The organism is Roseicyclus marinus (assembly GCF_036322625.1).
Lineage (GTDB): Bacteria > Pseudomonadota > Alphaproteobacteria > Rhodobacterales > Rhodobacteraceae > Roseicyclus > Roseicyclus marinus_A.
Genome location: NZ_AP027266.1, coordinates 1,403,247 through 1,418,518, shown reverse-complemented (window position 1 = coordinate 1,418,518; position 15,272 = coordinate 1,403,247). Strand labels below are relative to the sequence as shown.

At 66.5% G+C, this 15,272-nt stretch carries 14 protein-coding genes and 1 tRNA gene; 6 read left to right on the top strand and 9 right to left on the bottom strand.

The window, feature by feature from the left end; translation table 11 throughout:
• Window positions 1-45: 45 nt before the first annotated feature.
• From AABA51_RS06770 to pdxH, 5 genes are all read right to left on the bottom strand, one after another.
• Window positions 46-3,717: a vitamin B12-dependent ribonucleotide reductase gene (locus tag AABA51_RS06770; RefSeq protein WP_338275731.1), complete on the bottom strand. Its 3,672-nt coding sequence runs from the start codon at window positions 3,715-3,717 to the stop codon at window positions 46-48.
• A 557-nt stretch (window positions 3,718-4,274) separates the two neighbouring features.
• A tRNA-Pro gene (locus tag AABA51_RS06765) sits at window positions 4,275-4,351 on the bottom strand.
• Between the two features lie 46 nt (window positions 4,352-4,397).
• Window positions 4,398-4,883, bottom strand: coding sequence for a DUF192 domain-containing protein (locus AABA51_RS06760; protein WP_338275728.1), 486 nt, complete (start codon window positions 4,881-4,883; stop codon window positions 4,398-4,400).
• 34 nt (window positions 4,884-4,917) lie between these two features.
• A complete protein-coding gene (locus AABA51_RS06755) occupies window positions 4,918-5,424 on the bottom strand; it encodes a cold-shock protein (RefSeq protein WP_338275726.1) in 507 nt (168 codons plus the stop codon).
• A 161-nt stretch (window positions 5,425-5,585) separates the two neighbouring features.
• On the bottom strand, window positions 5,586-6,206 hold the full coding sequence (gene pdxH / locus AABA51_RS06750; protein ID WP_338275723.1) for a pyridoxamine 5'-phosphate oxidase: 621 nt from the start codon (window positions 6,204-6,206) through the stop codon (window positions 5,586-5,588).
• 148 nt (window positions 6,207-6,354) lie between these two features.
• On the opposite strand from pdxH, the gene fabI reads away from it, so the two are divergent.
• Entirely contained in the window at window positions 6,355-7,167 is an 813-nt protein-coding gene (fabI, locus tag AABA51_RS06745; RefSeq protein WP_338275720.1) for an enoyl-ACP reductase FabI, read from the top strand.
• Window positions 7,168-7,171: 4 nt separating this feature from the next.
• On the top strand, window positions 7,172-7,693 hold the full coding sequence (gene gpt, locus AABA51_RS06740) for a xanthine phosphoribosyltransferase (protein WP_338275719.1): 522 nt from the start codon (window positions 7,172-7,174) through the stop codon (window positions 7,691-7,693).
• Between the two features lie 21 nt (window positions 7,694-7,714).
• Here gpt and AABA51_RS06735 read toward each other — a convergent pair whose 3' ends face one another.
• The 3 genes from AABA51_RS06735 to AABA51_RS06725 all read right to left on the bottom strand — a co-directional run bounded on the left by AABA51_RS06735 (window position 7,715) and on the right by AABA51_RS06725 (window position 9,676).
• Window positions 7,715-7,897, bottom strand: coding sequence for a hypothetical protein (locus AABA51_RS06735; RefSeq protein ID WP_338275717.1), 183 nt, complete (start codon window positions 7,895-7,897; stop codon window positions 7,715-7,717).
• An 85-nt stretch (window positions 7,898-7,982) separates the two neighbouring features.
• The gene (gene aroB / locus AABA51_RS06730; RefSeq protein ID WP_338275716.1) at window positions 7,983-9,098 is read right to left on the bottom strand and encodes a 3-dehydroquinate synthase; all 1,116 of its coding nucleotides are present in this window, start codon (window positions 9,096-9,098) and stop codon (window positions 7,983-7,985) included.
• The gene (locus AABA51_RS06725; RefSeq protein WP_338276475.1) at window positions 9,095-9,676 is read right to left on the bottom strand and encodes a shikimate kinase; all 582 of its coding nucleotides are present in this window, start codon (window positions 9,674-9,676) and stop codon (window positions 9,095-9,097) included. Before AABA51_RS06725 ends, aroB begins: the two co-directional genes overlap by 4 nt.
• 134 nt (window positions 9,677-9,810) lie before the next feature.
• Here AABA51_RS06725 and AABA51_RS06720 point away from each other — a divergent pair, with 134 nt between their 5' ends.
• The 4 genes from AABA51_RS06720 (at window position 9,811) to AABA51_RS06705 (ending at window position 13,968) form a co-directional block, all read left to right on the top strand.
• Complete coding sequence (locus AABA51_RS06720) at window positions 9,811-9,945, top strand: hypothetical protein (RefSeq protein ID WP_338275715.1); 135 nt, start codon at window positions 9,811-9,813, stop codon at window positions 9,943-9,945.
• Window positions 9,935-11,461, top strand: a complete 1,527-nt coding sequence (locus AABA51_RS06715) for a hypothetical protein (protein WP_338275714.1) — start codon at window positions 9,935-9,937, stop codon at window positions 11,459-11,461. The genes AABA51_RS06720 and AABA51_RS06715 overlap by 11 nt, the downstream gene beginning before the upstream one ends.
• A 4-nt stretch (window positions 11,462-11,465) precedes the next feature.
• Window positions 11,466-12,422 (top strand): tyrosine recombinase, encoded by a 957-nt coding sequence (locus tag AABA51_RS06710; protein ID WP_338275712.1) that lies wholly within the window; start codon window positions 11,466-11,468, stop codon window positions 12,420-12,422.
• Window positions 12,423-12,636: 214 nt separating this feature from the next.
• A complete protein-coding gene (locus AABA51_RS06705; protein ID WP_338275709.1) occupies window positions 12,637-13,968 on the top strand; it encodes an HlyC/CorC family transporter in 1,332 nt (443 codons plus the stop codon).
• Here the strand turns inward: AABA51_RS06705 and AABA51_RS06700 are convergent.
• Window positions 13,946-15,205, bottom strand: a complete 1,260-nt coding sequence (locus AABA51_RS06700) for a DUF2254 domain-containing protein (protein ID WP_338275706.1) — start codon at window positions 15,203-15,205, stop codon at window positions 13,946-13,948. The two genes, AABA51_RS06705 and AABA51_RS06700, sit on opposite strands and share 23 nt — an antisense overlap.
• Window positions 15,206-15,272 lie beyond the last annotated feature (67 nt).

Below are 15,272 nucleotides of genomic sequence, written 5' to 3'. Positions count from 1 at the left end.
TCAGACGCGCCCGCATGGGACAGGGGCGCGCCCGATCTGCTGTGCTCAGCTGCAGCCGCTCGTGCCGCCGCAGGTGTTGCACTTCATGCAGGTGCCGTTGCGGACCAGCGTGTAGTTGCCGCATTCGCCGCAGGCCTCGCCCTCGTAGCCCTGCATCTTGGCCCGCGTCGCCGCATCCATGCTGACCGTGCCGGTGGTCACCGCCGTGGTCGTGGCGACCGCGGCAATCGTGCCCCCGCCCCGCACCTCTGGTATCAGCGTCTCCAGCGTCGCGACCGGATCGGCCCCGCCCTGGAACACCAGCAATTCCTGCGGTGCGCGCTTGCGCAGATAACCGGTCGATGCGACCTGCTTGAGCACTTCGATCGGCGTCGACCCCCGGCTTTCGGGAACCTCGCGGATGTTCGACACGCCTTCCTCGGCGCCCCGGCCCACATCGTCAAAGCTCGTGCCCTGCGGGGCCACATGCGCCAGATCGGTGCGGTCCAGGTAGCTGACAGCCAGCTCGCGGAAGATGTAGTCGAGGATCGAGGTCGCGTTCTTGATCGAGTCGTTGCCCTGCACCATCCCGCTCGGTTCGAACTTGGTGAAGGTGAAGGCATCCACGAATTCCTCCAGCGGCACGCCGTACTGAAGACCGACCGACACCGCGATGGCGAAATTGTTCATCATCGCCCGGAACCCGGCACCTTCCTTGTGCATGTCGATGAAGATCTCGCCCAGCGACCCGTCCGAGTATTCACCCGTCCGCAGATAGACCTTGTGGCCGCCCACGATCGCCTTCTGGGTATAGCCCTTGCGGCGGTCGGGCATCTTTTCGCGATGCGCCTTGATCACTTCCTTGACGACGATCTTCTCGACGATCTTCTCGGCGATGACCTGCGCCTTTTCCATGGTGGTGCCATTCTCCAGCACCTCCTGCGCCTCCTCGTCATCCTCGACCAGCGCCGATGCCAGCGGCTGCGACAGCTTGGAGCCGTCACGGTAGAGCGCATTGGCCTTCACGCCCAAGGACCAGGACAGCTCGTAAGCCTTCTGGCAATCCTCGATGGTCGCGGAATTGGGCATGTTGATCGTCTTGGAGATCGCCCCCGAGATGAAGCTCTGCGCCGCCGCCATCATGTAGATATGCGCGTCGACACCCAGGTAGCGCTTGCCCTTCTTGCCGCAGGGGTTGGCGCAGTCAAAGACGTGGTAATGTTCCGTCTTGAGGAAGGGCGCGCCTTCCAGCGTCATGGTCCCGCAGACATGGTCGTTGGCAGCGTCGATCTCGGCCTTGGTGAAGCCCAGGTGACGCAGCATGTCAAAGGTCGGGTCGTTCAGCTTTTCGGCCGGAATGCCCAGCGTCTTGGTGCAGAATTCCGCCCCCAGCGTCCACTGGTTGAACACGAACCGGATGTCGAAGGCCGACGGCAGCGCCGCTTCGATCTTCTCCAGCTCGGCCCGGCCGAACCCGTGCCCGATCAACGAGGTATGGTTGATCCCCGGTGCCTGGCCCAGCGTGCCATGGCCCACGGCATAGGCGACGATCTCTTCGATCTGGCTCGAGCTGTAGCCCAGCGTCTCCAGCGCACCCGGAACCGACTGGTTGATGATCTTGAAATAGCCGCCACCGGCCAGTTTCTTGAACTTCACCAGCGCGAAATCGGGCTCGATGCCGGTCGTGTCGCAATCCATCACCAGACCGATGGTGCCGGTCGGTGCGATCACGGTCGCCTGCGCATTGCGGTAGCCGTGCTTTTCACCCAGGGCCAGCGCCTCGTCCCAGGCCTGCTTGGCCAGCGCCACCAGCGTCCGGTCGGGGCAATTGGCATGGTCGAGCGCCACCGGGTTCACGTTGACCCCCTCGTAGCCGTCGGTCTTGCCATGGGCGGCGGCGCGGTGGTTGCGGATGACGCGCAGCATGTGCTCGCGGTTCTTGGCAAAGCCGGGGAAAGCGCCCAGTTCCGACGCGATCTCCGCGCTCGTCGCATAGGACACGCCGGTCATGATCGCCGTCAGCGCCCCGCACATCGCGCGGCCCTCGGGGCTGTCATAGCCGAGACCCATGTTCATCAACAGGCCACCGATATTGGCATAGCCCAGACCCAGCGTGCGGAAATCATACGAGCGTTGCGCGATCTCCTTGGACGGGAACTGCGCCATCATCACGCTCACTTCCAGCGTCAGCGTCCACAGACGGCAGGCGTGGATGTAGCTTTCCGCATCGAACTTGCCGCCCGCATAGAAGGTCAGCAGGTTCATCGACGCCAGGTTGCAGGCCGTGTCGTCGAGGAACATGTATTCCGAGCACGGGTTCGAGCCGCGGATCGCCCCATCCTCGGGGCAGGTGTGCCAGGCATTGACCGTGTCATGGAACTGGATGCCCGGATCGGCACAGGCCCATGCCGCATGGCCGACCTTTTCCCACAGCTCGCGCGCCTTGATCGTCTTGGCAACCTTGCCGCCGACCCGGTTCACGAGGTTCCAATCTGCATCCTCCTCGACCGCCTTGAGGAAGGCATCGGTGACGCGGATCGAGTTGTTGGAATTCTGGCCCGAGACGCTGGAATAGGCCTCGCTGTCCCAATCGGTGTCATAGGTGGGGAATTCGATGCCGGTGTAGCCCTGCTTGGCGTAATCCAGCACGCGCTTGATGTAGGTCTCGGGGATCGCGGCCGATTTCGCGGCCCGGATCGCCTTTTTCAGGCCCTCGTTCTTGGCCGGATCGACCGCATCCTCGATCGCGCCGTCCCAGGCCCCGATCGCGGCAAAGATCGCGTTCAGCATCTTCTCATGCGTCTTGGAGCCCGCGACAAGGCTTGCCACCTTCTGCTCCTCGATCACCTTCCAGTCGATGAAGGCTTCGATATCGGGGTGGTCTGCATCCACGATCACCATCTTGGCCGCGCGGCGCGTGGTGCCGCCCGACTTGATCGCGCCCGCCGCCCGGTCACCGATCTTGAGGAAGCCCATCAAACCGCTCGACTTGCCGCCGCCCGACAGTTTCTCGCCTTCGCCACGCAGGTGGCTGAAATTGGTGCCCGTGCCCGAGCCGTATTTGAACAGACGCGCCTCGCGGACCCACAGGTCCATGATCCCGCCCTCGTTCACCAGGTCGTCCGCGACGGACTGGATGAAGCAGGCATGCGGCTGCGGATGCTCATAGGCGCTCGACGACTTGGTCAGCTTGCCGGTCTTCCAGTCGACATAGAAATGCCCCTGGCTCGGGCCGTCGATGCCATAGGCCCAGTGCAGGCCGGTGTTGAACCACTGCGGGCTGTTGGGCGCGGCCATCTGGCGCGCCAGCATCAGCTGCATTTCCTCGAAATAGGCGCGGGCATCGCTCTCGGCGGTGAAATAGCCGCCCTTCCAGCCCCAATAGGCCCATGCGCCCGCCAGACGGCGGAACACCTGCTTGGCCGAGGTCTCGCCGACATAGCGCGCCTCTTCGGGCAGCGTCTCCAACGCCTCCTCGTCGGCCACCTGCCGCCACAGGAATTCGGGAACGCCCTTTTCCTTGACCGGCTTTAGCCGTGCCGGCACGCCCGCCTTGCGGAAATATTTCTGCGCGATCACGTCGGATGCGACCTGGCTCCAGCCTGCGGGCACTTCGACATTGTCGAGCTTGAACACTACCGTGCCGTCCGGGTTGCGGATTTCGGAGGTCGTCGTGGTGAAGTCCAGATCGGCGTAGACGTCTGCGCCATCCCGCGTGAACCTGCGTTCGATTTTCATGTCGGCTGCCCCTTGTTAGCCCAACGGTTCCCTATCCGCGGTCTGCCAGCATCTGCGCGCTCTGACCGTCTTTCTCTTCGGAACAGGCAAACCCCGTCGCGCCGCGCCAAAGGCGCGTTCCCCTTGCACCCGAAGGCACAATCACGCCCGCATCCGCAGGCTGGTTCGCGATGTCGATGGGTAGATCCCCGTCCCCGCCTCTGGCCACCATATCTAGTGGGCGGCTCGTCGGCCCACACAAACTGACGTAGGTTGCCGGGTGCGGTCAACGTTTTTTTTGGACGGCTGCGGGTGTTTTTTTTGTTGCAATCACAAGACTGTCCCGATCCGTCCGGGGCGCCTGATTCACCCCCAGATCGACCGCGACCACCCCCCGAACGGATTTCCCTTTCCGACAGGACATTTGGCCCCTGCACGTCAGGCGATGGATGAAGCTTGTCCACAGGCCCGCCCAACCCGCCGCGCGCCCTCATGCTGCCGTTGGCCAGTGCAGGACCACAACATGTTGTGACACGTTCGAGCGCACCACATATCGATAGATAGCAAATAGAGGGATTTGGTCGGGGCGGCGAGATTCGAACTCACGGCCTTCTGTACCCAAAACAGACGCGCTACCAGGCTGCGCTACGCCCCGACTTGCGCCCTGTTAGCGCGGGCGCGCCGCCTTGGAAAGCCCCGGCTCACTCCGCGGCGCAGGGCCAGGCGGCAAGGTTCTGGGCAATCGCCGGATGGCGCATCTCGTCGCCCACCCCAAGACCCAGCAGCGCGGCCATCCCGCCATTGATCTCCAGCACGTACTGGATGCCCTCCCCCCCGGGGATGGGCGTGCGGTCCAGGGGGATCGCGTTCTCGTGGATGCGCCGCACCACGCCGGTCTCGTCGGCAAAGATCATGTCGAGCGGGATCAGCGTGTTTTCCATCCAGAAACTGACCGCCTGCGGACGTTCGTAGACGAACAGCATCCCGCTCATGCGCGGCATCTCGGGGACATGCATCAGGCCCTGCGCCCGCTCCTGCGGCGTGTCGGCCACGACGACGCGGAACCGCACGCTGCCGAAATCGCCCCGCATCTCGAGCCGTTCGGCACTGCACGACGCTTGGGCCCAGCCGCCCGACACGAACACGAGACTGGCCGCAAAGGCCGCGATCACAACCGCAAGACGCATCCCCACTCCCCGCTCCGGGCGCGGATGCCCCCGGTCAGACGTAATCCCAGCTGCGCACCTCGACGGCCATCTTGCCGCGTGGTCCTTCGACGACCTTGATCGCCACGGCCTCGCCCGGTTGCAGATCCGCCAGGCCGAACCGGCGCAGCACCTCGACATGCACGAACACATCTTCGGGGAAACCGAAGACATTGGCAAACCCGAAGCCCTTGGCCTTGTCGAACCATTTCACCCGTGCCGCGACGAAGGGCACGTCGGGGGCCACGTCGCCGCCCTCGATGTCATCGCCTTCCAGCCCCTCGGGGGGTTCGATCTCCAGCACCTCGACGGCCTGGATGCCGCGCGGCGTCTCCTGCGCCAGGATCACGATCCGCGCATCTTCGGCGACCGATCCCTGTCCGAAATTCCGCAAAACATTGGCATGCAACAGGATGTCCCCGCCACCATCATCGTTCAGCACGAAGCCGAAGCCCTTGCCGGCATCAAACCACTTCACCCGTCCCCGTATCTGGGTCGGCGCACTCTCCGTAACATCAGCCATGGTGGCATATCCCATTTCACAAACTCATGTGTATCGTCCCGACCCTAGATTTGTCGTGACGGCGCGTTGCATACAAGGACAAAATGATGTTCGGATTCAGTCATTTGCAAATTCACGCCACGTGAATTCGTTTGACGGTGTATATCAAACCGCGCGAAAACTCACGGGTTGAGCCGCGCCACCGACCAGCTCGACCCCGCATCGGCACGGGTCCAGCGGAACCGGTCATGCAGGCGAAACGCCCCGTCGGCCCAGAATTCGATCTCGACCGGCGTGATGCGGAACCCGCCCCAATGCGGCGGCCTGGCCGGGTTGGGCCCGTGCTGTGCGGTCACCTTGGCCACCTCGGCCACCAACGCCGCGCGCCCCGACAGGGGTTGCGACTGTTTCGACGCCCAGGCCCCCAGCCGGCTCTTGAGCGAGCGCGAGGCGAAATAGGCATCCGCCTGCGGCCCGTCCTCGCGCGTCACATGCCCCCGCACCCGCACCTGCCGATGCAGCGATTTCCAGTGCATGACAAAGGCGGCCTTGCCCGCAGCGCTGATCTCGCGCCCCTTCACGCTCTCGTAATTGGTGTAGAAGACAAAGGCCCCCTGCCCTGCGCCATGGGCCTCGATCTCCTTCAGCAGCACCATCCGCACATTGGGCATCCCCTCGGCATCGACACTTGCCAGCGCGATCGCATTGGGATCGTTGATCTCGCTGGCCTCCGCCTCCTTCAGCCAGGATTGCGCGATCACGAAAGGATCCTCGCCCGCGAAAATACCGCCCCTGTCGCTCATATCCCGCTCCCTCGCATGGCCATTGGTGTCACATCATGGTGCCAAGTAGCGCCGCGACAAGCCCATGGGCAAGCCTGCCTCTCTTGAAGCCGTCCGGGCGATGGCTTACGAGAACGGCAAAAGCATCGCGGCAGATACGGGGACACCGATGGGTTTGATGACGGGCAAACGCGGGCTCATCATGGGTCTTGCGAATGATAAATCCATCGCCTGGGGCATCGCCAAGGCCTTGGCGGCCGAGGGCGCGGAACTGGCCTTCTCCTACCAGGGCGAGGCGCTCTTGAAGCGCGTGCAGCCCCTGGCCGAAAGCCTCGGCTCCTCGCTCATGGTGCCCTGCGACGTGGGCGACGAAGCCTCGCTCGACGCGCTCTTCGACACGCTCAAATCCGAATGGGGCAGCCTCGATTTCGTGGTCCATGCCATCGGCTTTTCCGACAAGAACGAGCTGCGCGGCCGCTACGTCGAAACCAGCCCCGCAAATTTCGCGATGACCATGAACATCTCGGTCTATTCCTTCACCGCCGTCTGCCAGCGCGCCGAAAAGATGATGCCCAATGGCGGCAGCCTGCTCACGCTCACCTATTACGGCGCCGAAAAGGTCATGCCGCATTACAACGTGATGGGCGTGGCCAAGGCCGCGCTCGAGGCCTCCGTGATGTATCTGGCCGAGGACCTGGGCCGCGACGGCATCCGCGTCAACGCGATCTCGGCGGGCACGATCAAGACGCTGGCGGCCTCGGGTATCGGCGATTTCCGCTACATCCTGAAATGGAACGAATACAACTCGCCGCTCCGGCGCACCGTGACCCAGGACGAGGTCGGCCAATCCGCCCTCTATCTTCTGTCCGACATGTCCAGCGCCGTGACGGGCGAGGTGTTGCACGTCGACGCGGGCTACCACGTCATCGGCATGAAAAACCCCGAGGCCCCCGACCTGAGCCTCGAGAAAAAGGAAGGCTGACGCCATGATCACGCCGCTTCCCCATGAAAAGGGCTTCCACGTCTCCTGGGACCAGCTGCACCGCGACGCCCGCGCGCTGGCCTGGCGTCTCGACAAGCGCGGCCCGGGCGAAGACGGCGCCTGGCGCGCTGTCGTGGCCATCACGCGCGGCGGCATGGCGCCCGCGATGATCGTCGCGCGCGAACTCGACATCCGCACCGTCGACACGATCTCGGTCAAATCCTACCACGCCGGCGGCGGCAAGGCCCACCAGCGCCGCGAGGCCGAAGTGCTCAAAAGCCCCGACGCCGCCATCATGGGCGATGGCGAAGGGGTCTTGATCGTCGACGACCTGGTCGATACCGGCAAGACGCTGGAACTGGTGCGCCAGCTCTACCCCAGGGCCCATTTCGCCACGATCTACGCCAAGCCCAAGGGCGAACCGATGGTCGACACCTTCATCACCGGGGTAAGCCAGGACACCTGGATCTTCTTCCCCTGGGACATGGCGCTGCAATACGTCGAACCCTATCGCGGCAAGGATTGATCCGCGCAGGGACGCAACGGTTCAGCGCGTGATCGCGCCGACCCCGCCGCCGATCACCGCGCCCTCGACGCAGCGGCCATTGACAAGAACTTGGCCCGCGACGCAGCCGATCGCGGCCCCGATCGCCGCACGCTCGAGCGTCGGGTTGCACGCGGACAGCCCCATGACAAGGGCGATGGCGATAACAGGAAGTGACTTGATCACGACGGATCTCCTTTTGCTGTGATCCGATCATGTGCCCGAAACGCGCGCGGAACAATCATTTCGATCATGTCAGGCGGCAGCCCGCTCAGCGCCCCGCCCCAAGACCTTCGCTCAAAACCTCCCGCACCGCCTCTCCCGGCACGTCATCGGCGACAAAGGCCTCCCCGATCCCCCGCGCCAGGATGAAGCGCAGCTTGCCGTCCACCACCTTCTTGTCCTGACCCATCAGCGCCACCAGCCCCTCGGCATCGGGCAAGTCCCCCTCGATCTCCGACAGGTCGCGCATCATCCCCATCTCGGCCAGATGCGCCCTGACCCGGCTCGGGTCCTCCTGCGCGCACAGCCCCAACCGCGCCGACAGCGCGAATGCCAGCGCGCAGCCGATCGCCACCCCCTCGCCATGCAACAGCCGGTCGGAATAGCCCGTCGCCGCCTCCAGCGCATGGCCAAAGGTGTGGCCCAGGTTGAGCAGCGCCCGATCCCCCTGCTCGGTCTCGTCGCGGACCACGATATCGGCCTTCATCTGCACCGAATGGCGCACCGCCTCGGCCCGCAGATCCGCATCGCCCGCCGCCAGCGCCGGGCCATGGGCCTCCAACCAGCCGAAAAAGCCGGCATCCCCCAACAGCCCGTATTTCACCACCTCGCCATAGCCGGCCCGGAAATCGCGCGCCGTCAGCGTGCCCAGCACCCCGATATCCGCCAGCACAAGCGCGGGCTGATGGAACGCCCCCACCAGGTTCTTGCCATGGCCCGTGTTGATCCCGGTCTTGCCGCCGACCGAACTGTCCACCTGCGCCAGAAGCGAGGTGGGCACCTGCACGAAGCGCACACCGCGGCGCAGGATCGCGGCGGCAAAACCCACCAGGTCCCCGATCACGCCGCCGCCAAAGGCCAGGACCACGTCGCGCCGTTCCACCCGTTCCTCGAGCAGCCATTCGACCACCCGGATCAGATGCGGCCAGCTCTTCGTGCCCTCGCCCGGCGGCAGCACCAGCGCGGCACTCTCCACCCCGCCTGCGCGCAACCCCGCCTCCAACGCCGCCAGATGCAGCGCCGCAACCCGCTCCTCCGTCACGATCCAGACCTTCGGCCTGCGCAACATCGGCGCGATCTCGGCCCCCGCCCGCCCGATCAGCCCCTGGCCGATCCGCACATCATAGGCCCGCTCGCCCAGCGGCACATGCACCGTCACGCTCATCGCGCATATCCTTCCACAGCACCTGCCTCTGCCAGCACCGCCAGCACCCGCTCGGCGGTCTCCTCGATCGACCAATCGGCCTGCACATGCACCGACAGCGGCGCCAGCGCATAGACCGGCTCGCGCGCCGCCAACAATTCCGTCAAGGTCTTCTTGGGGGCCGAGGTCCGCAACAAGGGCCGCGTGGTCTTGTGGCGCACCCGCGACCACAGAAGTTCCAGATCCGCCTTCAGCCACAGGACCGCCGCCCGCTCCGTCAACAGCGCGCGATTGCCCTCCGACATCCAGGCCCCGCCCCCCGTCGACAGGATGCAGGGCTCCCCCTCCAGAAGCCGCGCGATCACGGCACTTTCCTTCTCCCGGAAAAACGGCTCGCCGTAGCGCTCGAAGATCTCGGCGATGCTGAGCTGGCTCGAGGCCACGATCTCGGCATCCGAGTCGCGCATCTCCACCCCCAGCCGCGTGGCCAGCGCGCGCCCCACGGCGGTCTTGCCCGCCCCCATCATGCCCACCAGCACGATCGTGCGCGCAAGCCTTGGGGCCTCGTCCTCACGCGATTGTGGCGTCGTTTCGCCCATCATCCCGAATTTTCTTCTTCCCGACTGGCGCAATCCGCCGCCGGATGCCTTATAAGGTTTCCAGAACGGCGGCAAACGCCGATCCGCGCCAGCATCGCGCGGGACCATCGACCGAGGCAAGGGGCACATAGGCCATGGGACGCATCATCCGGTTTTTCCTTCTGCTGGCACTTCTCGCCCTGCTGGGGCTGATCGGCTATTCCTATTCCGGCTATCTCGTCCCCCAGCAGCAAAGCGTCACCACCCCGGTGGAGCTCGATGTCGACTAGTCGGGCCGCCCTCGCGCTCACGCTCTGCCTCGCCCTGCCCGCCTGGGCGCAGGACCCGCCCGATCTTGGCGATCTGCCCGCGCTGGCCCCGCCCGACTGGCTCTCGGACACGATCACGCGGCCCCATGGCGATGTCGCGACCTCGGCCCTGCCGCCGCCCATCACGGTCATGCCCATCGGCGCGGTCGAGATCGAGGCGATCGGCCTCCTGCCGCCCGCGATCACTGGCCTGCCGCGCGATCTCTGGGGGGCCTCCGACACCGAAACGCTCACCCGGCTCTTCGGCGCGCAACCGCTTCAGGGCCTGCCCGCGATCCAGGCCTTCACCGAAACCCTCGCGCTGGCCGAGCTTGATCCGCCCGCCGATGCCGACCCCGACCGCGCGGCGCTCTTTCTCGCGCGCCTCGACATGCTGCTCGCGCGCGGTGCGCTGGAACCGGCACAGGCGCTCATCGAACGCGCCGCCCCCCGCAATCCCGATGTATTCCGCCGCTGGTTCGACATCTCGCTCCTCCTTGACCATCCCGAACGCGCCTGCGCGGCGATGCAGGCCAATCCCGACATCGCCCCCACCCTGCCCGCGCGCATCTTCTGCCTCGCGCGCTCGGGCGATTGGTCTGCCGCAGCCCTCACCCTCGGCACGGGCGAGGCGCTCGGCCGCATCAGCCGCGACGAGGGCGATCTGATCGCCCGCTTTCTCGATCCCGAATTGTTCGAGGGCGAACAGCCCCTGCCCCCCGATCCGGGCCTGACCCCCCTCACCTTCCAGATGCGCGCGGCCATCGGAGAACGCCCCGCCACCACCGGCCTGCCGCTCGCCTTCGCCCATGCCGATCTGGGCGATCTGGCGGGCTGGCGGGCGCAGCTGGATGCGGCCGAGCGTCTGACCCGGTCGGGCGCCATCGAACCCGGCCAATGGCTCGCCATCTACACCCAGCGCGTCCCCTCCGCCTCGGGCGGCATCTGGGACCGGGTCGCGGCGCTGCAACGCTTCGACGGGGCGATCCTCGCGGGCAATCTCGCGGCCACCACCGACCACCTGCCCACCGCCTGGTCCGCGATGGAGGAGGCCGGGCTCGAAGCCGCCTTCGCCGAAACCTATGCCGATCACCTGATGCGCCTGCCGCTCACGGGCGAGGCGGGGCTTCTCGCCCGCCGCATCGCGCTCCTGTCCTCGCGCTACGAACAGGTGGCCCAGACCGCCGTGCCGCAAAACCCGACCGAGGCTTTCGCCTTCGCGCTGGCCCGGGGACAGGCCGCCGCCGCCCCGCAAGATGCCGATGTGGTCTCCCGCGCCGTGGCCGATGCGTTCGCGGCCACGCCCCCCGATCACCGCTACACCTGGTTCCTCCAGAACGACCGGCTGGGCGAGGCGCTCCTGCGCGCCGCCCTCGTCCTCTCCGACCCCGCCCGCGATCCCGACGACATCACCGATGCGCTGACCCTCTACCGCGCCGTCGGGCTCGAGGATGTGGCCCGCCGCACGGCGCTGCAACTCGTCCTCCTGCGGGGCTGAGGCGATGGCCGCTCCGCGAACGGACCAGGGCTGGATCAGCGCCTTTCTCGACGCCCAGGCCGCCGAACAGGGCGCCGCACGCAACACGCGGCTCGCCTATGGCCGCGACCTGGTGGATGCCTCGGGCTGGCTCGCCCGCCGCGCCGAAAGCCTCGCCACCGCCACCCGCCCGGGCCTCGAGGCCTATCTCGCCCATCTCGACGCGCAGGGGCTCGCGCCCGCCACCCGCGCCCGCCGCCTCTCGGCGCTGAAACAGCTCTACCGCTTCGCCGTCGACGAGGGCTGGCGCGCCGACAATCCCGCCCTCCAGATCAAGGGACCGGGCAAGGCCCGCACGCTCCCCGACACGCTGACGATGGCCGAGGTCGAGGCCCTGCTCGCCGCCGCCCGAACCCATGGCCGCACCGACACCGACCGCCTGCGCAACATCTGCCTGATGGAAGTGCTCTATGCCACGGGCCTGCGCGTGAGCGAACTGGTCTCGCTCCCCGTCGCTTCCGTGCGCGGCGATCCCCGGCTCCTTCTCGTGCGCGGCAAGGGCGACAAGGACCGAATGGTCCCCCTCTCCGGCCCCGCCCGCACGGCGCTGGCCGCCTGGCTCGCCCGCCGCGACGCGGATGAGGACAGCGCCCGCTTTGAGCGCGGCGCGAAACCCTCGCCCTTCCTCTTTCCCTCGCGCGGCCAATCGGGCCACCTGACCCGGATCCGCTTCTTCACGCTGATCAAGGAAATCAGCCTCGCCGCCGGTCTCGACCCCGCCCGCATCACGCCCCATACCTTGCGCCACGCTTTCGCCACCCATCTGTTGCAGAACGGCGCGGATCTGCGCGCGATCCAGACGCTTCTGGGCCATGCCGACATCGCCACGACCGAGATCTACACCCATATCCTCGACGAACGCCTCAAACGCCTCGTCCTCGAAAACCACCCGCTCGCCACCGCCCCCCCGCCGCGAACGTAACCCTTCATCAAGGTTAACGCGCCCCGCCCCTTCATCTTGGCCGGAAAACTCCGGGGGGAATGGCCAAAGGCCATGGGGGGCAGAGCCCCCCTCTCAAAAACAATCGGGCAGAGCCCCCTCTTCAAAACAAACGACCAGCACCCCCTGCAACATCTCCACCGCCACCGCATCTGCCCATCTTGCGACAAGCCCCGCCGCACCCCATAACCACGCCATGGACCCCACACCCCTGACCGACAGCGTCTCCGCCCTTGCCGATCCCGGCACCTGGATCACCGCCGCCGTGATCCTCTTCCTCCTCTTGTGCTCGGGCTTCTTCTCGGGCTCGGAAACCGCGCTCACCGCGGCCTCGCGCGGCAAGCTGCGCTCGATGGCCGACCGCGACGAGCCGGGTGCCAAGGGGGCGGAGCGCGCCCTCACCCTCAAGGAGGACAACGAACGCCTGATCGGCGGCATCCTCCTGGGCAACAACCTCGTCAACATCCTCGCCACCTCGCTTGCGACCGCCCTTTTCACCGCCCTTCTGGGCGAAGGCGGCATCGCGGCGGCGACGCTGGTGATGACGGCCCTCGTCCTCATCTTCGCCGAGGTCCTGCCCAAGACCTATGCGATCAACGATCCCGAACGCACCGCGTCCCGCATCGCGCGCCCCATCGGCCTTGTCATCGCCATCATGGCCCCCGTGGTCAGCCTCGTGCGCATCGTGGTGCGCGGCGTCTTGCGGCTCTTCGGCGTGCGCATCGACGCCTCCGCCAACATGCTCTCCGTCCACGAAGAGATCATGGGCGCGCTGTCGCTCGGCCACCAGGAAGGCACGGTAGAAAAGGAACAGCGCGACAGGCTTCTCGGCGCGCTCGACCTGCATGAACGCACGGTCGAGGAAATCATGCTCCATCGCTCCGGGATCGAGATGATCGATGCCGATGCCGACCCCGAGGAAATCCTCTCCCAGGCGCTGCAATCCTCCCATACCCGCCTGCCCGTCTACCGGGGCGAACCCGAGAACGTGATCGGCGTCATCCATGCCAAGGACCTGTTGCGCGCCGTCGACCGGCTCACGCGCGGCGACAATGCGCCGGGGCTGCAGGGCTTCAAGATCATGGATGTGGCGGTGAAACCCTATTTCATCCCCGAAACCACGACCCTCGACGACCAGCTGCGCCAGTTCCTCAAGCGCCACACCCATTTCGCCCTCGTGATCGACGAATATGGCGCGCTGCGCGGCCTCATCACGCTCGAGGATATCCTCGAGGAAATCGTGGGCGAGATCACCGATGAATTCGACGTGGCCGAAACCCCCGTCCTCGCGCCGGGACCGGACGGGAATTTCGTGATCGACGGGGCGATGACGATCCGCGATTTCAACCGCGCCACCGATTTTTCGCTCCCCGATGACGAGGCCAATACCGTCGCGGGCCTCGTCATCCACGAGGCGCAATCCATCCCCGTGGTCGGCCAATGCTTCAGCTTCCACGGCTTCCGCTTCGAGGTGGCCGAACGCGACCGCAACCGCCTGACCCGGCTCAAGGTCCGGAAACTGGGCTGAGACAGGCGGCCTGAAACCGCGCGCGATCGGCCTCGTCCGTCAGCGCCGCCATGGCGCGGCGCGCATGATCGGCGGCAGCCTTGCGCGCCTCGTCGGCCAGCCCCCCATCGCCGAGCCGCGTGAGCGATGCCAGCGCATCCTGCACCGCCAGGTGCACCTCGAGCGCATGTCCCGCATAACGCGCCAGCGCCCCGAACCCGACCTCGAACAGCCGCGCGCGATCGACCGGCAGCATCCAGACCCGCGCGCAGCGCGGCCCGCCCTCGGGCTCCAGCGCCAAGGACCCCATCACGCGGCCCAGCCGATAGGTCACATCCACCCCCGTATTGGGGTCGTTCACCCCCGGCGACAGCGCGCGCACCCCCACCTCGGCCAGGCTCGCCACCGCATGGACCGGGTCCATCTCGAAGGTCCGCGCGCCCCCCACCGGGATCGCGGCGCGGATCGCGGCCAGAACCTCCTCGCCCGCAGGCTTGCCCCCGATCACCCGGGCCAGCACCTCGCCCGGCTGGACAAAGGACCCGACAGGCTGCACCACGAAAATCTCGGCTCCCAGAAAACTGGCGCTGTCCTGCAGGGCCGCTTCGAAGACCTGCGTGACATGGCCCGCGCGCCTTGCCGTGACCGCGACCCCGCCCTTGGGCGGGCGTGTTCCCGCCTCCATCACGCGGGCGCCCTGCGCCGGTCGCCGCGCCAGCGCCTCCAGCGCCTGCCGCGCGCGCGCCTCCAGCAGATCGGCGGTATATTCAAGGCTCCCGTAGCGATCGAGATGGATGATCCAGCGGATGATCGTCACCACGATCCACAGCGCCACCCCCACCGTGGTGAAGAACAACACCACCAGCTCCCGCTCCCCGAACAGGTCGGCCGCGCGCAGGATCATCGCCAACAGCGCGTAGAGGAACGCCCCCAGAAAGGTCGCCAGCACCGAATGCGTGGTCTTGTCTTCCTGCAACAGGCGGTGACTGCGCGGCGTCCACCGCGCCTCGGCCCGCGAGAATCCCGTCACCATGATCGTGAGCGAAAAGGTGACGACCGCCAGCATCGAACTGGCCAGAACCGGCAGGATCTCGTCGACCGCGCCCGCCCCCACGACGCCCCCGAATCCCTCCGGGATCAGCGGCCCGATCACCGTGGCCACCCCCAGCGCGACCAGCGCCATCACCGCCACAAGGATCACCCGCACATGGATGCGGCGCGATTGCTGGCGTAGCCAGCGCAGGAAGGTGGCGAACATCGGGGCAGCCTCCGCTCTGCGACAGGGCATGTCGCTTTTGGACAAGTGGGCCGCGCAGGTCTCGCGC